We start from the raw sequence: 21,860 nt of genomic DNA, 5'->3' as shown, positions 1-21,860 counted from the left end.
TCATTTGAAGGTGGTGTGAATTTCACCTATGCTGACTTGCTCCTGCTGCCGGTGTGGCGGCGCCAAGCCCTTCAAGGAGGAAGACAATGCGCGTCATGGTGATCGTCAAGGCAACGAGCGATTCCGAAGCCGGCAAGATGCCGGGCACAGAATTGCTGGCGGCAATGGGCAACTTCAACGAAGAGCTGGTCAAGGCTGGCGTCATGCTCGCCGGCGAGGGCCTGCATCCGAGCGCCAAAGGCAAACGGGTGCGCTTCTCCGGCAAGGAGCGGACCGTGACCGACGGCCCGTTTGCGCAGACCAACGAACTCATCGCGGGATTCTGGCTGTGGCAAGTCAAATCGATGGACGAGGCGATCTCGTGGGTCAGGCGCTGCCCCAACCCCATGGAGGGCGAGTCGGAGATCGAGATTCGTCAGGTGTTTGAAGCCGAGGATTTCGGCGCCGAATTCACACCCGAGCTGCGCGAGCAGGAAGAGCGGCTGCGCGCGCAGATCGACGAGCAGGCAGACAAGCCGCGTTGACAAAGGCTACAGGCGTGCGGCGTACGGAAAACCATACTCCCTGCTGAGCCGGTCAAGCCTGGCGCGCAGGCTGGCCAACTCGCCGGCCAGCTGCCGTGCCATGATCGGCAGCGGTCCCGGCTCCAACTCCGCCACGGCGGCTCCTGGCGCAGACGCCGGCAATGGCGCCTGGCCCGTTTCCAGTGCATCGGCCATGGCCAGCAGTGCGGCGTCGATCCCCGGATCGTCGCCCTCCCGCAAGCCGCCTTCAAACTCCATCGTGGCCATCAGTTCCAGCGCGCTGATACAGACGCGCGCGCCATGCTGGATTTCCTCGAACTCGGCGGCTGGCACGCCGGTCTCCTTGGCCACAGAGGGAATCAGCCCGCGCAGCGGGATCAGTTTCACGCCCAAATCCACCATCGCCGCGCGCAGTTCGGCGGCGTCGGCAAAACCGTGCTGCATCCGCGTATGGACCGCCATGCTGGCGCGCAACAAACCGGCCAGCCGAATGCGCCAGGAATATGAGGCATAGGCTGGCAACGCGAAGGAAAACACGAGTGCGATCGCGGTACCGATGAACACGTCGGCGGTGCGCCAGAATGCGTCGGCGATATTCTGTTCGCCATGGCCGGCTGTAATTACCACCGTGATCGCTGCAAGCAATGCGATGTAGCCGCCTGTGCCGATGGCGTGGTATGCGCAATATCCGCAGATCAGCGCCAGCAGCGCGTAAGTCAGTAATGGCTGGCCAAAGAAGGACTGCTGCACGATCAGCGCGAGACCGATGAGGGCCCCGATCAGGGTGCCTATCCCCCGTTCGGCGGCGCGGCGCCGGATATTGCCGTGGTGCTGGAGCCCGCCGATGACAACCAGGACGGTGATGGTGGCCCACTCACCGTGAGGGATATCGATGCCGGTGGTCAGGGCAATTGATGCCAGCAGTGCCAGCGCGACACGCGTGGCGTGAAACAGCCTGGCTTGCCGAAAGCGACGGTTTGTGTCGAACAGCGCGTCGGTGGTTTTGCGCAGGATGGCTAGCATGGTTTTGCTTGGCGTGGCGGGGATTGCCAAGTTTATGGCATGGGCTGTGCGAATGTGGTGGGTGTTGGTGACATGCTGTCGGCCGTTGAGGCTTTGCCGTCGCTGTTTGTGACCAGCCCAAAAACACCACCCGGCAGCCAATTCAAAACCAACAAAGCAAAAACCCCTCGCAGCACACGCTGTCGAGGGGTTTTGCACAATAAGAGCCTGGCGATGACCTACTTTCACACGGGAATCCGCACTATCATCGGCGCGGAGTTGTTTCACGGACCTGTTCGGGATGGGAAGGGGTGGTTCCAACTCGCTATGGTCACCAGGCATGAGGGGTTGCGGCGTTGCGCTTGCGTCAACGTCGCGAATAGGGATGTAGTCTTGGTTGTGTGTATCGTGGCACAAGGCGATCGGCTCACCAGGTGAAACACACTGGTTATAGGATCAAGCCTTACGGGCAATTAGTACTGGTTAGCTTAACGCATTACTGCGCTTCCACACCCAGCCTATCAACGTCCTGGTCTCGAACGACCCTTCAAGGAGGTCAAGCCTCCAGGGAATCCTCATCTTCAGGCGAGTTTCCCGCTTAGATGCTTTCAGCGGTTATCTCTTCCGTACATAGCTACCCTGCGATGCCTCTGGCGAGACAACAGGTACACCAGCGGTACGTCCACTCCGGTCCTCTCGTACTAGGAGCAGCCCCCGTCAAGATTCCAACGCCCACGGCAGATAGGGACCAAACTGTCTCACGACGTTTTAAACCCAGCTCACGTACCTCTTTAAATGGCGAACAGCCATACCCTTGGGACCGGCTACAGCCCCAGGATGAGATGAGCCGACATCGAGGTGCCAAACACCGCCGTCGATATGAACTCTTGGGCGGTATCAGCCTGTTATCCCCAGAGTACCTTTTATCCGTTGAGCGATGGCCCTTCCATTCAGAACCACCGGATCACTATGTCCTGCTTTCGCACCTGCTCGACTTGTCGGTCTCGCAGTTAAGCACGCTTTTGCCATTGCACTTTAGGTACGATGTCCGACCGTACCAAGCGTACCTTCGAACTCCTCCGTTACACTTTGGGAGGAGACCGCCCCAGTCAAACTGCCTACCATGCACTGTCCCCGACCCGGATTCACGGGCCAAGGTTAGAACCTCAAACAAACCAGGGTGGTATTTCAAGGACGGCTCCACGTGAACTAGCGTCCACGCTTCTAAGCCTCCCACCTATCCTACACAGATCGGTTCAAAGTCCAATGCAAAGCTACAGTAAAGGTTCATGGGGTCTTTCCGTCTAGCCGCGGGGAGATTGCATCATCACAAACACTTCAACTTCGCTGAGTCTCGGGAGGAGACAGTGTGGCCATCGTTACGCCATTCGTGCAGGTCGGAACTTACCCGACAAGGAATTTCGCTACCTTAGGACCGTTATAGTTACGGCCGCCGTTTACCGGGACTTCAATCAAGAGCTTGCACCCCATCATTTAATCTTCCGGCACCGGGCAGGCGTCACACCCTATACGTCCACTTTCGTGTTTGCAGAGTGCTGTGTTTTTATTAAACAGTCGCAGCCACCATTTTATTGCAACCCCTTCACCCTTCTGGCGCAGGCCAGTCAAGCTACCAGGGCGTACCTTATCCCGAAGTTACGGTACCAATTTGCCGAGTTCCTTCTCCCGAGTTCTCTCAAGCGCCTTAGAATACTCATCTCGCCCACCTGTGTCGGTTTGCGGTACGGTCTCGTATGACTGAAGCTTAGAGGCTTTTCTTGGAACCACTTCCAATTGCTTCGCAGCTCTAGGCCGCTCGCCCCACATCCTTGAATCCCGCGCCCGGATTTGCCTGAGCGCCTTCTCCAATGCAGGGACCGGGACTTCCAACACCCGGACAACCTTCCGCGATCCGTCCCCCCATCGCATCATACGACGGTGCAGGAATATTAACCTGCTTCCCATCAGCTACGCATCTCTGCCTCGCCTTAGGGGCCGACTCACCCTACGCCGATGAACGTTGCGTAGGAAACCTTGGGCTTACGGCGAGGGGGCCTTTCACCCCCTTTATCGCTACTCATGTCAGCATTCGCACTTCTGATACCTCCAGCATCCTTTACAAGACACCTTCACAGGCTTACAGAACGCTCTCCTACCACGCGTGCGCTCCTTTAAATCCACTAGCATGCACACCACAACGATCATTGTTGGTGGCTTTGTCGATGCTGCGCATCGACAAGCTTGGTGCACTTAAAGGAACGCACGCGTCCGCAGCTTCGGTATATAGCTTAGCCCCGTTACATCTTCCGCGCAGGACGACTCGATCAGTGAGCTATTACGCTTTCTTTAAAGGGTGGCTGCTTCTAAGCCAACCTCCTGACTGTTTTAGCCTTCCCACTTCGTTTCCCACTTAGCTATATTTGGGGACCTTAGCTGGCGGTCTGGGTTGTTTCCCTCTTGACACCGGACGTTAGCACCCGATGTCTGTCTCCCGTGATTGCACTCTTCGGTATTCGGAGTTTGCTATGGCGGGGTAATCAGCAATAGACCCCCCAACCATGACAGTGCTCTACCCCCGAAGGTGAGACACGAGGCACTACCTAAATAGTTTTCGGAGAGAACCAGCTATTTCCAGATTTGTTTAGCCTTTCACCCCTATCCACAGCTCATCCCCTAACTTTTCAACGTTAGTGGGTTCGGTCCTCCAGTACGTGTTACCGCACCTTCAACCTGGCCATGGATAGATCATCTGGTTTCGGGTCTACACCCAGCGACTCAACGCCCTGTTCGGACTCGCTTTCGCTACGCCTGCCCTAATCGGTTAAGCTTGCCACTGAATGTAAGTCGCTGACCCATTATACAAAAGGTACGCCGTCACCCCGCTTTAAGCGCTCTCGCGCTTAAACCGCTTTGCGCGCCAGTGGTGCTATTTCACACTGGAGTCTTTTGACGATCCTCACTGCGTGAGGCTCGCCGAAAACGCTTAAAGCGGGGCTCCGACTGTTTGTATGCATGCGGTTTCAGGATCTATTTCACTCCCCTCCCGGGGTTCTTTTCGCCTTTCCCTCACGGTACTGGTTCACTATCGGTCGATCACGAGTATTTAGCCTTGGAGGATGGTCCCCCCATCTTCAGACAGGATTTCACGTGTCCCGCCCTACTTGTCGTACACCTAGTTCCACAACGCTGTTTTCGCATACAGGGCTATCACCTGCTACGGCCGGGCTTTCCATCCCGTTCTGCTAACAATGCTGCTAAAGAGTACAAGGCTGTTCCCATTTCGTTCGCCACTACTTTGGGAATCTCGGTTGATTTCTGTTCCTGCAGCTACTTAGATGTTTCAGTTCGCCGCGTTCGCTTCCCACACCTATGGATTCAGTGTGGGATGACCCATTCGGGCCGGGTTTCCCCATTCGGACATCTCCGGATCAAAGCTCGTTTGCCAGCTCCCCGAAGCTTTTCGCAGGCTACCGCGTCCTTCATCGCCTGTGATCGCCAAGGCATCCACCACATGCACTTGTTCGCTTGACCCTATAACAAGTGTGTCTCAAGCTTGCGCTCAGGACACCGCTCACCACAGGTTGAGTTCTCGCATTTGTGCCGTATTCCAAGTCATCTTTCGATCACTTAAATACATTTTGGTTGATACAATCACAACCCGGTATCGCGTTTAACTACTGTGCTTCTCATCAAAGCACCGCGACACCTTTACTACATCCCATATTTTTAAAGAGCAGACGATCATTCCGATCGCTTGGCAATGCCAAATGCAAACGCTCAAGATCTAAGCGCTTGCATTTGGCCACCTGGCCTTTAACCACAAACTACCGATAAGTGTGAGCGCTCAACTAAGGATGCACGCTCTGAAAGGAGGTGATCCAGCCGCACCTTCCGATACGGCTACCTTGTTACGACTTCACCCCAGTCATGAACCCTGCCGTGGTAATCGCCCTCCTTGCGGTTAGGCTAACTACTTCTGGCAAAACCCACTCCCATGGTGTGACGGGCGGTGTGTACAAGACCCGGGAACGTATTCACCGCGGCATGCTGATCCGCGATTACTAGCGATTCCAGCTTCACGTAGTCGAGTTGCAGACTACGATCCGGACTACGATGCGTTTTCTGGGATTAGCTCCCCCTCGCGGGTTGGCAACCCTCTGTACGCACCATTGTATGACGTGTGAAGCCCTACCCATAAGGGCCATGAGGACTTGACGTCATCCCCACCTTCCTCCGGTTTGTCACCGGCAGTCTCTCTAGAGTGCTCTTGCGTAGCAACTAGAGACAAGGGTTGCGCTCGTTGCGGGACTTAACCCAACATCTCACGACACGAGCTGACGACAGCCATGCAGCACCTGTGTCCACTTTCCCTTTCGGGCACCTGATGCATCTCTGCTTCGTTAGTGGCATGTCAAGGGTAGGTAAGGTTTTTCGCGTTGCATCGAATTAATCCACATCATCCACCGCTTGTGCGGGTCCCCGTCAATTCCTTTGAGTTTTAATCTTGCGACCGTACTCCCCAGGCGGTCAACTTCACGCGTTAGCTACGTTACTGAAGAAATGAATCCCCAACAACTAGTTGACATCGTTTAGGGCGTGGACTACCAGGGTATCTAATCCTGTTTGCTCCCCACGCTTTCGTGCATGAGCGTCAGTCACGTCCCAGGGGGCTGCCTTCGCCATCGGTATTCCTCCACATCTCTACGCATTTCACTGCTACACGTGGAATTCTACCCCCCTCTGACATACTCTAGCCTGACAGTCACAAGCGCCATTCCCAAGTTGAGCTCGGGGATTTCACGCCTGTCTTATCAAACCGCCTGCGCACGCTTTACGCCCAGTAATTCCGATTAACGCTCGCACCCTACGTATTACCGCGGCTGCTGGCACGTAGTTAGCCGGTGCTTATTCTTCCGGTACCGTCATCCACGCCAGGTATTAACCAGCGCGTTTTCTTTCCGGACAAAAGTGCTTTACAACCCGAAGGCCTTCTTCACACACGCGGCATTGCTGGATCAGGGTTGCCCCCATTGTCCAAAATTCCCCACTGCTGCCTCCCGTAGGAGTCTGGGCCGTGTCTCAGTCCCAGTGTGGCTGATCGTCCTCTCAGACCAGCTACTGATCGTCGCCTTGGTAGGCTCTTACCCCACCAACTAGCTAATCAGACATCGGCCGCTCCTGTCGCGCGAGGCCGTTGCCGGTCCCCCGCTTTCACCCTCAGGTCGTATGCGGTATTAGCTAATCTTTCGACTAGTTATCCCCCACGACAGGGCACGTTCCGATGTATTACTCACCCGTTCGCCACTCGCCACCAGGCCGAAGCCCGTGCTGCCGTTCGACTTGCATGTGTAAGGCATGCCGCCAGCGTTCAATCTGAGCCAGGATCAAACTCTTCAGTTCAATCTCTGTGTGGACCCGAAGGTCCTCGCTCTTTCGAGCGGTCGCTCACTCTCAGAAAACTGACTGACCAGATCCGAAGACCCAGTCACGTTTTGCTGTGCGAGCACTGTATAACTTGTAAGCTAAAAGACCGAGGTCTTTCGCATCCGTTATCAAGCGCCCACACTTATCGGTGTTTGTTTGTTAAAGAACTTGCGCGATTCGCTTTGCTTGTCGCGTCGCTGTTTTGTCAGCAGCGAAGAAACGAGATCTTAAAGATTTTTCTACGATTTAGCAACTACTTTCGAGAAATTTCTTTTTTCGACCGGCGCTGCCAGCCGAAGTAAATCTCAACAACCCATTTCCTCCTGTCCGCCTTGCAATGCTGCTTGCGCTGCAGGAGGGGGCGAATATTAGGGCCTCCGAAACAAAGTGGCAAGTCTTTTTCAAAAATCCCGGAAAGTGCCACATTCATCACTTACCGGGTCATGTGCATTACCCGCCGGGCCGCAGCCCTTAGAAGCGCGCCTTTTTCGTGACTACGATGTCCATAAGGCAACCACCGGTGCTTGCCGTGAAACCGTCACCTGCCCTCTTTCTGCTCGCCGCCACGCTGGCCGTGGTGTCGCAATGGCGCAGCGCAAGCGCCCAGGACACAAGCACCACCGAGCGGGCCGACATGATGAAGGAGATCGCCGCCATTGCGGCCGGAACCGGCGCAGCCAGCGGCAGGCACACGCTGGACCCGCGCGTCATGGCGGTGATGGGCCAGGTGCCGCGGCACGAGTTCGTCCCCGAGGCGCAGAAGCCATACGCCTATCACAACCGCCCGCTGCCCATCGGCCATGGCCAGACCATCTCGCAGCCCTATATCGTCGGCCTGATGACTGACCTGCTGATGGCAAAGCCTGGCGATACCGTGCTGGAGATCGGCACCGGCTCGGGTTACCAGGCGGCTGTGCTGGCCGGACTGGTCAAGGCGGTCTACACCATCGAGATCATCGAGCCACTGGGACGACAGGCCTGCGACCGGCTGAAGCGGCTGGCCTATCAGCAGGTGGCATGCAAGGTTGGCGATGGCTACTACGGCTGGGAGGAGCACGCGCCGTATGACGCCATCGTCGTCACCGCCGCGGCCAGCCATGTGCCGCCTCCGTTGATCCGCCAGCTCAAGCCGGGCGGCCGCATGGTGATCCCGGTGGGCGCGCAGTTCATGACGCAATACCTGCTGCTGGTCGAGAAAGCCGCCGACGGCGCCGTGTCCACCCGGCAGATCCTGCCCGTCAGGTTCGTGCCGCTGGTAAGCAAGCCATAGCGCGCCGCCGGTCCCATGCCACGACCGCCGCTGCTTGCCCTGGCCCTGCTGTCCGCCGCCGCGCTCGGCTATGAAATCCTGCTGATGCGGCTGCTGTCCATCATCCTGTGGCACCACTTCGCCTACATGATGATCAGCGTCGCCCTGCTGGGCTATGGCGCGGCCGGCGCGCTGGTCGCCCTCGCACGGCCGGCGCTGCTGCGCCATTTCTTGCCGGCATTCGTTGCGGGCGCCCTGCTCTTCGGCGCCGGCGCGATGGCGTGTTTCGCAATTGCCCAGCAGGTCGCCTTCAATCCGCTGGAAATCCTGTGGGAGCCAACGCAGCCGCTGCGCCTGCTGCTGCTCTACCTGCTGCTGTTCGTGCCGTTCTTCTGCGCGGCGACCAGTGTTTGCCTGGTGTTTTCGCGCTTCAATGCGCAGGTGCATCGCATTTACAGCTTCGACATCCTGGGTGCCGGGCTGGGTTGCCTCGCGATCATCGTGGCGCTGTTCGCGTTGAGCCCGGTCGGGGCGCTGCGGCTGGTCAGCGCGACGGGCATGGCCGCCGCCGCGCTGGCGTGCGTGGAATGCCGCTGGCACCGCCGATGGTTGCCGGCGCTGCTGCTGGTGGTGGCGACGGTACCGGCTGCCGTACCCGAAGCATGGATCGCGCTGCGGCCGTCCGAGTACAAGGAGCTGAATCAGGTGCTGCGCATCGGCGACGCACGGGTGGTGGCGCAGCGCTCCAGTCCGCTCGGCCTGGTCACGGTGGTGGAAAGCCCGTCGATCCCGCTGCGTCATGCGCCCGGGCTGAGCCTGAATGCCAGCACCGAGCCGCCGCCACAACTGGCCGTATTGACGGATGGCGACGGGCTCAGCGCGCTCAATCGCTATGACAGCCGGCGCGAGCCGCTGGCCTACCTTGGCGACCTCACCTCTGCGCTGCCGTTCCACCTGCTGCGAAACCCCAGGGTGCTGGTGCTGGGCAGTGGCGCGGGGGCGGACGTCCTGCAGGCGATCTGGCATCACGCCAGCGCCGTCGACGCGGTGGAGCTGAACCCGCAGGTGATCGAACTGGTCCAGGGCCGTTTCGCCGCGTTTTCCGGCAAGCCATACAGCGCGCCTGGCGTGCGTGTCTTTGCCGGCGAGGCGCGCGGCTTCCTGGCGGCCAGCCAGGACCGCTACGACCTGATCCAGGTGGCCCTGCTCGATTCATTCAGCACATCGTCAGCGGGCCTGTATGCGCTGTCGGAGAGCTATCTCTATACCGTGGAAGCCTTCCAGGGCTACCTGCGCCATCTGCGCCCCGGCGGCATGCTGGCGATCACGCGCTGGGTCACGCTGCCGCCGCGCGATATCCCCAAGCTGTTCGCCACCGCCGTGGCCGCCATGGAAAAGATGGACGTGCCGGCGCCCGCGCTGCGGCTGGTGCTGATCCGCGGATGGAACACGGCAACGCTGCTGGTGAAGAACGGCGAGTTCGACGGCGTGGAGCTTGCCGCGCTGCAGGCCTTCTGTCGGGCGCGCTCGTTCGACGTCGAATACTATCCTGGCATCGAGCCGGGCCAGGCCAATCGCTACAACGTGCTCGACAAGCCCTACTTCTTCGAGAGCGCGCAGGCCTTGCTCGGCCCCGATCGTGCCCGCTTCCTGTCGGAATACAAGTTCGATGTGCGGCCCGCCACCGACGACAAACCCTATTTCTTCCATTTCTTCAAATGGCGCACGCTGCCTGAGTTGCTGGCGCTGAAGTCGCAAGGCGGCCTGCCACTGCTGGAATGGGGCTATCCGGTGCTGGTCGCCACGCTGCTGCAGGCTACCGCCGCGGCGTTGCTGCTGATCGTGGTACCGCTTCGCGTCCTACGGCGGCGCACCCGCATGCTTGCGGGCGCGGGCACGGCAACCAACGGCGGCCCGCGCGCATGGCGTGTCGGTTTCTATTTCCTTGCGGTCGGCGTCGGCTTCATGTTCGTCGAGATCGCCTTCATCCAGAAATTCATCCTGTTCCTGAGCCATCCGCTGTACGCGGTCGCGGTGGTGCTGTGTGCCTTCCTTTGCTTTGCCGGCCTCGGCAGCCGGTACTCGCAACGCCTGCGCGCGCGTGCCGGCCGCCAGGCAATGCTGGCGGTCGCCGGCATCTGGGCGATATCGCTGATCTATCTCGCGGCGCTGCCGGCCGTCTTCAGGCTGCTGATCGCGTTGCCCGATCCGGCCCGGATTGCCGTCGCGGTGCTGTTGATCGCGCCGCTGGCATTCCTGATGGGCATGCCTTTTCCGCTCGGCCTGGACCGGGTCGCGGCTCGCGACGAAACGCTGGTGCCGTGGGCCTGGGGCATCAACGCCTGCGCCTCGGTGGTGGCGGCGGTCCTTGCCACGCTGGTCGCGATCCATGCAGGCTTTACCATGGTGATACTGGTGGCGCTGTTGCTGTATGCGGCTGCGGCACTGGCCGGCCCGTGATGGCGCTCGTCCCTGTGCGAACTAGGCTACACGGGCGACGACCGAGGCCCAGCGCTCGCGTGCCTTCAGTTGCGGGTGGTTTCCACAAGTCCCGCATGTTGTTCATTCGCGCGTGGCGATCTGGGCGCGCTCTGATCCCTTACCTGAACACTGGTTTGTCGCCCGTCATCTCCGGCTCTGTTTGCAAAGATTTACAAATTGCACCGCGGCCGGCGCTGGCTGCGGCGGCACGCTGGAAACCAGGCATCACTTGGCAAGTGGCCTTGAACCGGGGACTGTAATACACAATGCCACTTCAGTCACTTCCGCCAACGCAACAGCTATGCAAGGCGTTGCAGTAGGGTTTGATCGAATGTGTTACTGAATGTAAATGGCGTAACTTAAATGCATGTTGTTACGCTGGGCATTGCGATGCAATGCCGGCAGCCCTGAGTAGTGGGGACGTCATGCAGCATTCCAATCGATTCGCGTGCGGCCTGAGCCGTACGCTTCCATCCGGCCGCAGCAGCCGGACCTGCCGCCCCGGCAGGACGTACGCTACCCGCGCCCGGGCAATTCGACATCGACGACACCTCGGCCGTGCGCAGCACCTCCCGACGCAGCACTGCCCGCCCCCCGCCGGCCGACCCGCGTTACAAGCCTGCCGCCCGCCCGTCCACCTTGAGCGAAGTCGGCTCTGCCGCTGTCCGGCGCACCCTGTGCGCTGAAGCGATCGCGGCATCGCGCCAACAAGGGGCCCTGCCCGGCTTGCCGGGCCCGGCCTCGGAACAACGCAGCAACCATTTTTCGGAAGGCGGGAATTGCCATGGCGCTCTATGCTCTGCGTGAACTCACGCTGCAGTCGGCCGGGCCGCTCGGGGCCATGATCGAAGCGGGTCAGCGTGCCGTCGGTTTCTGGGGCGGGTCCATCGCGTGGCTGCCCGGGATGCGCGAGGCCGGTGCCGCGCTCGACCTGCTCACCCGACTGACCAAGTCCTATGGGAAGCCCGGCTTCGGCATCGACGAGGTCATCGCGCGCGGGCAACGGGTGGCAGTCGCCGAGACCGCGCTGATCGAGGCGCCCTTCTGCCGGCTGCTGCATTTCAGGAAGGACATGCCGTGCCCCGGTCCCCGCGTGCTGCTGGTGGCGCCGCTCTCGGGCCATTACGCCACGCTGCTGCGCCCGACGGTCGAAGCATTGCTGCCCGAGCATGATGTCTACATCACCGACTGGGCTGATGCGCGCCTGGTCCCGCTTGACGCAGGCGGCTTCGACCTTGGCAGCTATGTCGACTACCTCAAGGCGTTCATGCGATACCTCGGCGCCGGCACGCATGTGGTAGCGGTATGCCAGCCGGGCGTCCCGGTGCTCTGTGCGGTCGCCCAGATGGCCGAGGACAACGAGCACGCACAGCCCCGCTCCATGACGCTTGTCGCCGCGCCGATCGACACCCGCGTCAGCCCGACTGCGGTCAACCGGTTCGCGCAAAAGTATTCGCTGCCATGGTTCGAGTCCAATGTCATCGAACGGGTACCCGACAGCTACCCCGGACGGGGGCGCCGGGTCTATCCGGGCTTCCTGCAGCTTGCGGGCTTCGTGTCGATGAACGCCGCACGCCACGCCGGTGCACACCTTGACTATTACTGCCACCTGGTCGATGGCAGGCAGCACGAAGCCGCCAGGCACCGCCAGTTCTATGACGAGTACAACGCGGTGCTCGACGTGCCGGCCGAGTACTACCTGGAAACCATCCAGAAGATTTTCCTGGAGCATCACCTGTGCCGGGGCCGCATGGAAATTGGCCAGCGCCGCGTCTACCCCGAGGCCATTGCGAACGTTTCACTGCTGACCATCGAAGGCGGCGACGATGACATCACCGGCCGCGGCCAGACCGAAGCGGCCCATGCGCTCTGCACGGGCCTTGCCGACGCCCGCAAGGCACACCTGGTCGTTGACGGCGTGGGTCACTACGGGACGTTTGCCGGCCAGGGATTCCGGCAATCCATCCTGCCGGCCATTACTCAGTTCATCCAGCGGTGCGCGGACTGAGCGCAATGCCACATACTCGGAGCCGAGGCCTTTTTCGTGCGGACGTCATGAAAATTCATTTGGCTAGCGCTCCTGAGCGCGTATGCTGAAATTGCCATCTTGGCAAGCAACGCACCAGGAGCAATCATGGCCAAGAGTCAACTACGCAGCACTCGCGAGCCGAAAAAACCCAAGCAACCCAGGAAGCCGCCAGTGCCGGCAACCCCGTTCAGCACGGTTCATTCGAGGGTCGGGAACGAAGGTGTCGCCAAGAAGAAGACGTAAATCGGTTGGCCGCGGACACGCGGCACAGTGACGACACGCAGCCTGTAACGTTCACCGAAAGGAATCGATATCTCTACATTGAAAGCGCAGACCGCTGCGGGAGGCGCATCATGATCCATCACAACACGGACCCCACTTTTCACGGGCTTCCGCTCACCGCCGAGCAAGACGCGGAAATTCGTCACTACCTGAACAGGAAGGCCAGGCTGGGCAAGCCATGGAATACCCCTGAGTTGCGCGGGATGCTTGAGGACATGCTGCTGCCTCCGAGTACCGAGGACGACGGCCAGAGCGACATCCCGCGCGACGCGGTGGCCGCCGCAGAGCGCGCGGCCGCGTTCGTCGACCAGGACATGGAGCCAATCGAGGCGTATGAGGAATTGCATGCCGCGATGGAAGCCGAGAGCATGAAAGGAAATACGCACTAGCGGGAGCGCTCTGCGCTGGTAGCGAGCGTGGCAACCCGGTCCGAACACAGGACGACAACATGACACCTCGCTTCCTCAACCCCAGCCGCAGCGATGATGAGTCCAGGCATGGCGTGGTTCTATGTGGTTCTATGCGGTTCTGCGGTTATGGCAACGCACGCGAAATTGCCTTCCTTGTGGCCGACCGCGTACCGATGCATTTCGACGCCGCGCCCGGTTCTGGCGAAACCGGGCTGCCGGCCCCTTTGACCGGCATCGCAATGAGCTCCTGAAGAGCGCCATGACGCTCTATGCCGAGGGAATTGCTCGCAGATGCCAGCGGGCGCGGCTCGCAGAATCAACGTCCCTCGACACGAACGGCAACGTGCGCGGCGTCGGCAATTGAACCTTGTCGCGCTCGGTTCGTGCTACCGTCATCGCCTGCATTGCAGTCACGGATGCCAACGAGCGGAAGGGAGCCATCATGCGCGCCTGCCGGCAAGCCCGCCCTGCCGCCAGGGCCGCCGCGGCCTGGTTGCTGGTGGCGGCCATGGCCGCCGGGGCCTGGCTGCTGCCGCGCATCGCGCAGCCGCCGCAATATCATCGTTTTGCCGACCCTTACGTCTGCTTCGGCACGCCCCACTGCCTCGACATCGGCTCGAACCTGCTGTTCCTGCTCGTGGGCGCGGCCGGCCTGCGCTATCTGGACGCCAGCGCCGCCAGCCGCGCGTTTATCACACCGGCCGAGGCCTGGCCGTACCGGGTGCTCTTTCTCGCCGTCTTCCTGGTGGGCCTGGGCTCGGGCTATTACCACCTGGCACCGGACAACCAGCGGCTGGTGTGGGACCGGGCTCCGCTGGCGCTCGCGCTGATGGCCTGGCTGGGCGCCAACGTGTGCGAGCGCGCCAGCCTGAAGGCCGGCTTGCGGCTGCTGCCGCTGCTGCTGATCGTGGGGCCGGCCAGCGTCGGCTACTGGGCGTGGAGCGAAGCCCGCGGCAGCGGCGACCTGCGCCCTTACCTCCTGATCCAGGCCTGCGCCATTGCGGTGGTGCCGCTGCTGCTCTGCCTCTATGCACCGCGCTACACTGGCGACCGGTATGTGCTGGCCATCACCGGCTGCTATGTGCTGGCCCTGGTTTGCGATGTCCTGGACCACCAGATCGCTGCGCTGACGGGACTGGTCAGCGGGCACACGCTCAAGCACGTGATCGCAGCGCTAGCCGTCTATGGCGTCGTGCTTCGGCTGAAGCGGCGCCGCATCGTGGGAAAAGGAACATGACCGTGCCCGAACAGCGTAGCCAGGCTCGCGCGCCCCGCGCTTCTCCCCGCGCTTCTCCCCGCGCTTCCCGCCGCGTGCCCGCTGCCCTCGGCGCCGACGTGCGGCCGCGCGAAGTGTGGGCATGGGCCATGTACGACTTTGCCAACTCGGGCTACACCACGGTGGTCATCACCGCGCTGTTCAATGCCTATTTCGTCGCCGTCGTGGCCGGCAATGCCCCGTGGGCCACGCTGGCCTGGACCGGGGCACTTTCCCTCTCCTATGCGCTGGTGGTGTTCACCGCGCCGTTCGTCGGCGCCTACGCTGACCTGCGCGCCGCCAGGAAGACACTGCTTGCCGTGACGACGGCGGGCTGCGTGGTATTCACCGGCCTGCTCTATTTCGCGCAGCCCGGCACACTTTTCCTGGCCATCTTGTGCGTGGTCCTGTCCAACTTCTTCTTCGGCAGCGGCGAAAACCTGATCGCCGCCTTCCTGCCATCGCTCTCCAGCGCCCGCGCCCTGGGCAGGGTGTCCGGCTGGGGCTGGAGCCTTGGCTATATCGGGGGCCTGGTCACGCTGGGCGCATGCCTGCTCTATGTCAACCGGGCCACCGCGCACGGCCACGTCGCCAGCCAGTTCGTGCCCGTCACCATGCTGATCACGGCGGCCATCTTTGCCTTGGCGAGCCTGCCGACCTTCCTGCTGCTGCGCGACCGCAGCGTGCCGCAGGTCGCGGCGGCCGCGCCGGCTGGCGCGCAGGCCATCGGCACGGCCTGGGCCCGCGTCCTGCAACGCCTCGGCCACCTGCGCCAGTTCCGGGACCTGCGCCGCTTCCTGCTATGCACCGTGTTCTACCAGGCCGGCATCCAGGCGGTGATCACGCTGACCGCCATCTACGCCAACCAGGCCATGGGCTTCAGCATGCAGCAGACCCTGACCCTGGTGCTGGTGGTCAACCTGACGGCGGCGGCCGGCGCCTTCCTGTTCGGGCCTGTGCAGGACCGCATCGGCCACGTGCGCGCCATTGCGCTGACGCTGCTGGGCTGGATCCTGACCATCCTGCTGGCGTACGCCGCGCGCGAAGCGCCACTGTTCTGGCTTGCCGCGAATCTGGCCGGCCTGTGCCTGGGCGCCGCCCAGTCCGCCGGACGAGCCATGGTAGGACTGCTGGCCCCGCCCTCGCGCGCGGCCGAGTTCTTCGGGCTCTGGGGCCTGGCGGTCAAGCTGGCCTCGATCGCCGGGCCGCTGACCTATGGCATGGCAAGCTGGCTGACTGGCGGCGACCACCGCCAGGCGCTGCTGGTTACCGGCAGCTACTTCGTCGTCGGACTGGGGCTGCTGTGCGGCGTCAACACCATGCGCGGGCGGAAGGCCGCCTTGCGCGCCGAGCGAAAGGTGGGGCGGGAAACGAGGTACGGCGCCGCCGCTGCCGGACCCGCTTGCCGGTAGGAGCGCGCACTGGGGCTGGGTGACGTGTACACCGGCAACGTCCACGACACGGAAGGCGCAACCACCCACTGCCCCGCCTGCGGTGCACCGCTGATTCGGATTCAGGTTGACCTGTTCGTCAGCCGCCCTATAATCGAAGTGCTGACTGAGACACGCTCTAGTAAAGCGAAGGTAGGTCGGCAAAACGATCATGTTTCCCAGATGGGTTTACTGGTTGAAGCGTGATCGTGCAGGCGACATATGCCTGCAGGTCCGAGCCGGATCATGAGTTGCTGACCCGGTTCGGACGCCCCCTTGAAGTCTGGAAGCGCTGAGCACCTGCAGAAGGTGCTTTTTTGTTGTGTGCCCCCTAGATATCGGGAGCAAGCAGGAGTCCGCTTTTCACTGTGTGGATCAGCGCAAGTCGATCTTCGACAGCCTTGCGCAGGACTTCTCGTCCCCTGAACGGATCGGTCAGGTAACTGGCGTACTGGCTTGCCCGAATCTGCACCTTGAGGCTCATCATCGTCGATCCGCTCTCCGGCCATGTCACCGTGAACGCCGGATGGCCGTCTGCGCATTCAACGAAAGCCGTGTCAGGCGACGCAAAACAGGAGTCAGCGCCCTGAGCCAGGAACTGGAGGTCCTTGTCCTTGAACTCGTAAGTTGCCATGTCTTTCTCCCATCGCGCGGAAGATCGTGGCGTGGATGTCATCAGCGCGGGCAGCCGCCGCATCCGCGTATTCCCATGTTATACGCCTGGCGCCTCCCGGGAGACGTGCCGGCGCATTCCGTGGCAGGCCGCGGCCGCGCGGGATCAGTCGGCCTCGACCTTCATTGTCTTCAGCAGCGGCTGCCACTTTTCGCTTTCGGCCTTGAGCCAGGTCTTCAGCCCTTCCGGCGTCTGCTTGTCGGCGGGCACGATCTCGGCGCCCAGGTCATCGAGACGCTTGGCCACCACCGGATCCTTCAGCGCCTGCTGCAATGCCTTGGTCAGCCGTGCCACCACGGCCGGGGGCGTGCCCTTGGGGGCGTAGACACCATGCCAGACCTTCATGGAAAAGCCCTTCAACCCGCCTTCCTGCAGCGTCGGCGCATTGGGCAGTGCCTTGATGCGATTGGGGGTGGTCACGCCATACAGCTTGACGCGGCTGGCGTTGATATGCGGCAACGTGGAGGTGGTCTGGTCGCACAGCAGGTCGACCTGGCCGCCCAGCAGCGCCGTCATCGCGGGACCCGTTCCCTGATATGGGACAGACGTCATCTTGACGTTCACCGCTTCCTCGAACAAGAGACCGCACAACTGCGACACCGCACCGAGGCCGGCATTGGCCAGCGACACCTTGTCCTTGTTCTGCGATACGTACTTCACGAGTTCCGCCGCATTGGCGGGCGGCAGATCCTTGCGGCCGAGCAACGTCATCGGCACATCGGCAACCTGGCCGACATATTCGAAATCCTTCAGCGGGCTGTACGACAGCTTCTTGTACAGCGCCGGCGCGGTGGCCATGCCGTTGTGATGGATCAGGATGGTGTAGCCATCGGGCTGCGCGCGCGCGACGAACGCCGCCGCGACCGTCCCGCCGGCGCCGAGGCGGTTTTCCACCACCACGCTCTGCCCCAGCTCCCTGGCCATCGCCTGCCCGAGTGCGCGCGACACGACATCGGTGGGCCCGCCTGCCGAGAACGGCACCACCAGCGTGACCGGCTTCGACGGATAGGCATCCGCGGCCTGCACCCCACCGGCGAGCGCCAGGCCCAGCGCTCCGACCACCATCCATTGCCAACCCTTGCCCTGCAATGCTTGCCTCACCATCGTTGCCGTCTCCATGCTGCCGGCACCTGTGCGCCGGTCTGTTATCGATCGGCCGTCAGATTGCAGCACAAGGTTACGGCTGGCTATCCGGATTTCCCGAACGGGCCATGTTGCAAAACCGAATGCCGGGCGGGCAACGAGGGGACTGGCGCGCATGCGGCGGCGGCAAGCCGCACATGGCAGGACGTCAGCGGCAAGCGTGCGGCTCTTTCGCGCGGATGCGTCCGACTGCCTTGAGGAAACGGTAACCCTGCAGCGTGACCTGCGGGCGGCTGACGCTGGGCCCGACCCGTTCCAGCGTAATCAGCTGGTGCGCGAGCAGCGCTTCCACATCGGTCCGGTCCAGCTCGGGTGGGTCGCTGCTGTCGTTGACAAGGACCAGGGTGGCAAACTCGTGATGACTCAGCACAGGCGTCTCCTCGGCAAACATGGGTAGTGTGTTGCAACGGGACTGCGCTAGCGCCCTCCGAGGGCCGGTCTGGTGGTGCAGACCCTGTTGTCCGGGGGTGCTTGAGATTGGCTCGCGACACTTACGGTTTGCGCCGCGAATGTTCATCTTAGTCGGTCACCCGTGACTGTTCAATGCCAGATGCGGGACGGCGGGCCGGGGCGCCCGGCCTTCATCTGTCTGACATATAGCCCCGCCAGAATCCGTGACGTCATTCAAGCCACGGAGTCGTCATGACCCACACAATTGAAGTCCGCGGGCTTTCCAAATCGTTCCGCGCGGACCGCAAGGCGCTTGACGAGGTCACGCTGCGCGTTGCCCCCGGCGAAATGGTTGCACTGCTGGGCGCCTCGGGATCGGGCAAGTCGACGCTGCTGCGCCATATGGCCGGCTTCGTCACCGCCGATGCCGGCGAGATCCTGGTCAATGGCCGCCCGGTGCAGCGCAATGGCCGCCTGGCCCGCAACGTGCGCCATGTGCGCGGCGAGATCGGCTTCGTCTTCCAGCAGTTCAACCTGGTGGGCCGGCTGCCGGTGATCACCAATGTGCTGGTCGGCATGCTGGCCCGCATCCCGAAATGGCGCAGCCTGTTCCGCATCTTCAAGGCCGATGAACTGCGCGCCGGCCTCGATGCGCTTGCCCAGGTTGGTATAGACGACTATGCGTTTCAGCGCGCCTCGACGCTGTCGGGCGGCCAGCAGCAGCGTGCGGCGATCGCCCGCACACTGGTGCAGAACGCGCGCGTGATCCTGGCCGACGAACCGATCGCCTCGCTCGACCCGGAGTCGTCGCGCCGCGTGATGTCGCTGCTTGCGCAGATCAACCGCACGCGCAAGGTGGCGGTGGTGGTGTCGCTGCACCAGGTGGACGTGGCCTTGCGCTACTGTCCGCGCGTCGTGGCGCTGCGCCACGGCAAGGTGGTCTACGACGGCCCGTCTGCGGCGCTGACGCCGGCCATGCTGCGCGACCTGTACGGCACCGAGGCCGACGAGTTGCTGCACGATGCCGCAACGGATGCGGACGAACCCGCCGCGGCAATGCCCGCGCCGGCGATGGTCACGATGAACCTGGCGGCGGCCTGAGCGCCCCCTCGCCATCCCTTCCCGCAGTCCTCTTTCAAGTTTTCCCAATCGGAGTTATCCATGCTTCGCAGAACCTTTGTCGCAGTCGTCGCTTCCGGCCTCGCCGTCCTGCCGGCCCTGCCCGCCTTTGCCCAGGACGCCAGGAGCCTGAGCATCGGCTTTATCTCGACGGAATCGTCGTCGAACCTGAAGACCGCCTGGCAGCCGCTGATCGACGATCTCAGCAAGACGCTGGGCGTGACGGTCAAGCCGTTCTTTGCCTCGGACTATGCCGGCATCATCGAAGGCATGCGCTTCAACAAGGTCCAGATTGCGTGGTTCGGCAACAAGTCCGCCATGGAAGCGGTGGACCGCGCCAACGGCGAAGTGTTCGCCTCGGTGATCGACAAGGACGGCAACCCGGGCTACTGGTCGCTGCTGATCGTCAACAAGGACAGCGACCTGAAGAGCGTCGAGGACGTGATCAAGCGCGGCAAGGAGCTGAGCTACGGCGCCGGCGATCCCAACTCGACCTCGGGCACCGCGGTGCCGGGCTACTACCTGTGGACCGCCAACAAGGTCGAGCCGAAGACGCTGTTCAAGGCCGTGCGCATCGGCAACCATGAAGCCAACCTGCTGTCGGTGCTGAACAAGCAGGTGGACGTGGCGGTGAACAACACCGAGAACATGGAACGCTACCGCATCAACACGGGCAAGAATCCCTTTGACCAGGTGCGCGTGCTGTGGAAGTCGCCGCTGATCCCGGCCGACCCGATGGTCTACCGCAAGGACCTGTCGCCCGAGCTGAAGAAGAAGATCCAGACCTTCTTCGTCAACTACGGCAAGGGGGCCGACGCCGCGCGCGAGAAGCAGGTGCTGGCCACGCTGACCTACCAGGGCTTCCGCCCCTCGAGCGATGCGCAGCTGGTGCCGATCCGCCAGATCGAGCTGGCCCGCGAGAAAGCCAAGATCGAGACCGATACCACGCTGGCCGCCGCCGACAAGGACAAGCGCCTGGCCGACGTCTCGCGCCGCCTGGCCGAGCTGGACAAGACCGCCGCGGCCACCGCCGCGCAGTAAGCTGCGCCTTGCAGGGGCCGGCCTGTCGCCGGCCCCATGCCGTTCCCTCACTCCCTGCTTCAACCGGATTGCCCATGACCGCCACCGCCACGCCCGGCCTGCCCCCGTCGTCTCAACACCCTGTCCGGCCGCCGCGCACGTCCCTTGCCATGATGCTGACGTGGGCGGTCTTGCTGGCATTGCTCGGCCTGTCCTGGCAAGGCGCCGACATGCGCCCGCTGGACCTGCTGCGCGATTCCGACAACATGGCGAAATTCGCCGCCGAATTTTTCCCGCCTGATTTCCGCGACTGGCGCCACTACCTGGACGAGATGCTGGTCACCGTGCAGATCGCGCTGTGGGGTACCGCGATGGCGGTCGCGATGGCGGTGCCGCTGGGGCTGCTGTGCTCGGCCAATATCGTGCCCGCGTGGGTCTACCAGCCGGCGCGTCGCATCATGGACGCCTGCCGGGCCATCAATGAGATGGTGTTTGCGATGCTGTTTATCGTCGCCGTCGGGCTGGGTCCGTTCGCTGGCGTGCTGGCGATCTGGATCCACACTACCGGCGTGCTGGCCAAGCTGTTTGCGGAAGCGGTCGAGGCGATCGACCCGCGGCCGGTTGAAGGCGTGCGGGCCACCGGTGCCGGCCCTATCGAAGAGATCGTCTATGGCGTGATCCCGCAGGTGCTGCCGCTGTGGTTGTCGTTTGCGCTGTATCGCTTCGAGTCGAATGTGCGTTCGGCATCGGTGGTGGGCATTGTCGGCGCTGGAGGCATCGGTACCGTGCTGTGGGAAATCATTCGCAGTTTCCAGTATGGGCAGACCTGTGCGGTGATGATCATCATCATCCTGTTTGTGTCGGCCATCGACATTATTTCGGCTCAGATTCGCAAGGTGCTGGTGTGACCCTATGCTGATGCGTTCCCGCACTGAAGACGGCTCCGCCGCTCCTGCCCTTGCCTTGCGCGAGGTACGTGGGTCCGATGCGGAGTTGCGGCATCTTTCTGCGCTGCTTGCCTCAATGGATGGAGAGACGCCATTGTCGCTGGAGACGATGCGCGAGCGGTATGCGACCATGCGGCGCTATCCGGATTATCGTTGCTACATGATGGTGGATGCTGACGGGATACCGCTTGGCACGTTCAGCCTGCTGGTGTTTCCTGTGATGGTTCATGATGGACGGCCCGAGGCCATCGTCGAAGCCGTAGTGGTCGCGCCGCACGCGCGCGGCATGGGCGTTGGCAAGGCGATGATGCGGGAGGCCATGCGGCTGGCGCGGGAGGCCGGGGCTGGCAAGCTGGCGTTATCGTCGAATGCGCGGAGGCTGCAGGCGCATCGGTTTTATCGGGGGCTTGGGTTTGTTGAGCATGGGGTTAGTTTTAGTATTGGGCTTTGAGGCGGGGCTGTCGCTGTTGGTGACATGCTGT

At 62.1% G+C, this 21,860-nt stretch carries 16 protein-coding genes and 3 rRNA genes; 12 read left to right on the top strand and 7 right to left on the bottom strand.

Going from position 1 to position 21,860, the window contains the following annotated elements; all coding sequences use genetic code 11:
- The first annotated feature begins 86 nt into the window (after positions 1-86).
- Positions 87-524 carry a YciI family protein gene (locus JTE92_RS19640; protein WP_063239035.1) on the top strand — a complete coding sequence of 146 codons (438 nt, stop codon included), beginning with the start codon at positions 87-89 and terminating at the stop codon, positions 522-524.
- Positions 525-530: 6 nt separating this feature from the next.
- Here JTE92_RS19640 and JTE92_RS19635 read toward each other — a convergent pair whose 3' ends face one another.
- The 4 genes from JTE92_RS19635 to JTE92_RS19620 all read right to left on the bottom strand — a co-directional run bounded on the left by JTE92_RS19635 (position 531) and on the right by JTE92_RS19620 (position 6,926).
- Entirely contained in the window at positions 531-1,547 is a 1,017-nt protein-coding gene (locus JTE92_RS19635; RefSeq protein ID WP_063239036.1) for an FUSC family protein, read from the bottom strand.
- Between the two features lie 205 nt (positions 1,548-1,752).
- Positions 1,753-1,865 (bottom strand): 5S ribosomal RNA (rrf, locus tag JTE92_RS19630).
- Between the two features lie 113 nt (positions 1,866-1,978).
- Positions 1,979-5,057: ribosomal RNA gene (locus JTE92_RS19625) — 23S ribosomal RNA — on the bottom strand.
- 335 nt (positions 5,058-5,392) lie between these two features.
- Positions 5,393-6,926 (bottom strand): 16S ribosomal RNA (locus JTE92_RS19620).
- Together the 16S, 23S and 5S rRNA genes form the textbook arrangement of a ribosomal RNA operon.
- A gap of 658 nt (positions 6,927-7,584) precedes the next feature.
- Here JTE92_RS19620 and JTE92_RS19615 point away from each other — a divergent pair.
- From JTE92_RS19615 to JTE92_RS19585, 7 genes are all read left to right on the top strand, one after another.
- Entirely contained in the window at positions 7,585-8,220 is a 636-nt protein-coding gene (locus tag JTE92_RS19615) for a protein-L-isoaspartate(D-aspartate) O-methyltransferase (RefSeq protein WP_371136931.1), read from the top strand.
- Between the two features lie 15 nt (positions 8,221-8,235).
- Positions 8,236-10,659, top strand: a complete 2,424-nt coding sequence (locus tag JTE92_RS19610) for a spermine/spermidine synthase domain-containing protein (RefSeq protein ID WP_063242145.1) — start codon at positions 8,236-8,238, stop codon at positions 10,657-10,659.
- An 805-nt stretch (positions 10,660-11,464) separates the two neighbouring features.
- Positions 11,465-12,688 carry a polyhydroxyalkanoate depolymerase gene (locus tag JTE92_RS19605; protein WP_063242146.1) on the top strand — a complete coding sequence of 408 codons (1,224 nt, stop codon included), beginning with the start codon at positions 11,465-11,467 and terminating at the stop codon, positions 12,686-12,688.
- Positions 12,689-13,062: 374 nt separating this feature from the next.
- Complete coding sequence (locus tag JTE92_RS19600; protein WP_063242147.1) at positions 13,063-13,380, top strand: hypothetical protein; 318 nt, start codon at positions 13,063-13,065, stop codon at positions 13,378-13,380.
- 59 nt (positions 13,381-13,439) lie between these two features.
- Entirely contained in the window at positions 13,440-13,652 is a 213-nt protein-coding gene (locus tag JTE92_RS19595; protein ID WP_306431143.1) for a hypothetical protein, read from the top strand.
- 191 nt (positions 13,653-13,843) lie between these two features.
- A complete protein-coding gene (locus JTE92_RS19590) occupies positions 13,844-14,638 on the top strand; it encodes a hypothetical protein (RefSeq protein WP_063242154.1) in 795 nt (264 codons plus the stop codon).
- Positions 14,635-16,068: an MFS transporter gene (locus tag JTE92_RS19585; RefSeq protein ID WP_232353258.1), complete on the top strand. Its 1,434-nt coding sequence runs from the start codon at positions 14,635-14,637 to the stop codon at positions 16,066-16,068. The genes JTE92_RS19590 and JTE92_RS19585 overlap by 4 nt, the downstream gene beginning before the upstream one ends.
- Before the next feature lie 349 nt (positions 16,069-16,417).
- Here the strand turns inward: JTE92_RS19585 and JTE92_RS19580 are convergent, their stop codons facing one another.
- From JTE92_RS19580 to JTE92_RS19570, 3 genes are all read right to left on the bottom strand, one after another.
- The gene (locus tag JTE92_RS19580) at positions 16,418-16,720 is read right to left on the bottom strand and encodes a hypothetical protein (RefSeq protein WP_029049303.1); all 303 of its coding nucleotides are present in this window, start codon (positions 16,718-16,720) and stop codon (positions 16,418-16,420) included.
- A gap of 144 nt (positions 16,721-16,864) precedes the next feature.
- Positions 16,865-17,824 (bottom strand): tripartite tricarboxylate transporter substrate-binding protein, encoded by a 960-nt coding sequence (locus JTE92_RS19575; RefSeq protein ID WP_174544903.1) that lies wholly within the window; start codon positions 17,822-17,824, stop codon positions 16,865-16,867.
- Positions 17,825-18,050: 226 nt separating this feature from the next.
- The gene (locus JTE92_RS19570) at positions 18,051-18,272 is read right to left on the bottom strand and encodes a hypothetical protein (RefSeq protein WP_084254821.1); all 222 of its coding nucleotides are present in this window, start codon (positions 18,270-18,272) and stop codon (positions 18,051-18,053) included.
- Between the two features lie 272 nt (positions 18,273-18,544).
- Between JTE92_RS19570 and phnC the strand changes: the two genes are divergently transcribed.
- The 4 genes from phnC (at position 18,545) to JTE92_RS19550 (ending at position 21,829) form a co-directional block, all read left to right on the top strand.
- Entirely contained in the window at positions 18,545-19,393 is an 849-nt protein-coding gene (phnC, locus tag JTE92_RS19565) for a phosphonate ABC transporter ATP-binding protein (RefSeq protein ID WP_063242151.1), read from the top strand.
- A gap of 60 nt (positions 19,394-19,453) precedes the next feature.
- The gene (gene phnD / locus JTE92_RS19560; RefSeq protein WP_063242152.1) at positions 19,454-20,452 is read left to right on the top strand and encodes a phosphonate ABC transporter substrate-binding protein; all 999 of its coding nucleotides are present in this window, start codon (positions 19,454-19,456) and stop codon (positions 20,450-20,452) included.
- Between the two features lie 74 nt (positions 20,453-20,526).
- Positions 20,527-21,339 carry a phosphonate ABC transporter, permease protein PhnE gene (gene phnE / locus JTE92_RS19555; RefSeq protein ID WP_063242153.1) on the top strand — a complete coding sequence of 271 codons (813 nt, stop codon included), beginning with the start codon at positions 20,527-20,529 and terminating at the stop codon, positions 21,337-21,339.
- A 4-nt stretch (positions 21,340-21,343) separates the two neighbouring features.
- Positions 21,344-21,829: a GNAT family N-acetyltransferase gene (locus JTE92_RS19550; protein WP_290369136.1), complete on the top strand. Its 486-nt coding sequence runs from the start codon at positions 21,344-21,346 to the stop codon at positions 21,827-21,829.
- The last annotated feature ends 31 nt before the right edge of the window (positions 21,830-21,860 follow it).

Source organism: Cupriavidus oxalaticus, assembly GCF_016894385.1.
Lineage (GTDB): Bacteria > Pseudomonadota > Gammaproteobacteria > Burkholderiales > Burkholderiaceae > Cupriavidus > Cupriavidus oxalaticus.
Note: the sequence above shows the minus strand (reverse complement) of the source record. Positions and strands in the feature narration are given on the sequence as shown.

What these genes read in the sequence shown, in the direction of transcription:
- JTE92_RS19640 (WP_063239035.1), top strand. Translation starts at nt 87, where the DNA reads ATGCGCGTCATGGTGATCGTCAAGGCAACGAGCGATTCCGAAGCCGGC.
- JTE92_RS19635 (WP_063239036.1), bottom strand. Translation starts at nt 1,547, where the DNA reads ATGCTAGCCATCCTGCGCAAAACCACCGACGCGCTGTTCGACACAAAC.
- JTE92_RS19615 (WP_371136931.1), top strand. Translation starts at nt 7,585, where the DNA reads ATGATGAAGGAGATCGCCGCCATTGCGGCCGGAACCGGCGCAGCCAGC.
- JTE92_RS19610 (WP_063242145.1), top strand. Translation starts at nt 8,236, where the DNA reads ATGCCACGACCGCCGCTGCTTGCCCTGGCCCTGCTGTCCGCCGCCGCG.
- JTE92_RS19605 (WP_063242146.1), top strand. Translation starts at nt 11,465, where the DNA reads ATGGCGCTCTATGCTCTGCGTGAACTCACGCTGCAGTCGGCCGGGCCG.
- JTE92_RS19600 (WP_063242147.1), top strand. Translation starts at nt 13,063, where the DNA reads ATGATCCATCACAACACGGACCCCACTTTTCACGGGCTTCCGCTCACC.
- JTE92_RS19595 (WP_306431143.1), top strand. Translation starts at nt 13,440, where the DNA reads ATGACACCTCGCTTCCTCAACCCCAGCCGCAGCGATGATGAGTCCAGG.
- JTE92_RS19590 (WP_063242154.1), top strand. Translation starts at nt 13,844, where the DNA reads ATGCGCGCCTGCCGGCAAGCCCGCCCTGCCGCCAGGGCCGCCGCGGCC.
- JTE92_RS19585 (WP_232353258.1), top strand. Translation starts at nt 14,635, where the DNA reads ATGACCGTGCCCGAACAGCGTAGCCAGGCTCGCGCGCCCCGCGCTTCT.
- JTE92_RS19580 (WP_029049303.1), bottom strand. Translation starts at nt 16,720, where the DNA reads ATGGCAACTTACGAGTTCAAGGACAAGGACCTCCAGTTCCTGGCTCAG.
- JTE92_RS19575 (WP_174544903.1), bottom strand. Translation starts at nt 17,824, where the DNA reads ATGGTGGTCGGAGCGCTGGGCCTGGCGCTCGCCGGTGGGGTGCAGGCC.
- phnC (WP_063242151.1), top strand. Translation starts at nt 18,545, where the DNA reads ATGACCCACACAATTGAAGTCCGCGGGCTTTCCAAATCGTTCCGCGCG.
- phnD (WP_063242152.1), top strand. Translation starts at nt 19,454, where the DNA reads ATGCTTCGCAGAACCTTTGTCGCAGTCGTCGCTTCCGGCCTCGCCGTC.
- phnE (WP_063242153.1), top strand. Translation starts at nt 20,527, where the DNA reads ATGACCGCCACCGCCACGCCCGGCCTGCCCCCGTCGTCTCAACACCCT.
- JTE92_RS19550 (WP_290369136.1), top strand. Translation starts at nt 21,344, where the DNA reads ATGCTGATGCGTTCCCGCACTGAAGACGGCTCCGCCGCTCCTGCCCTT.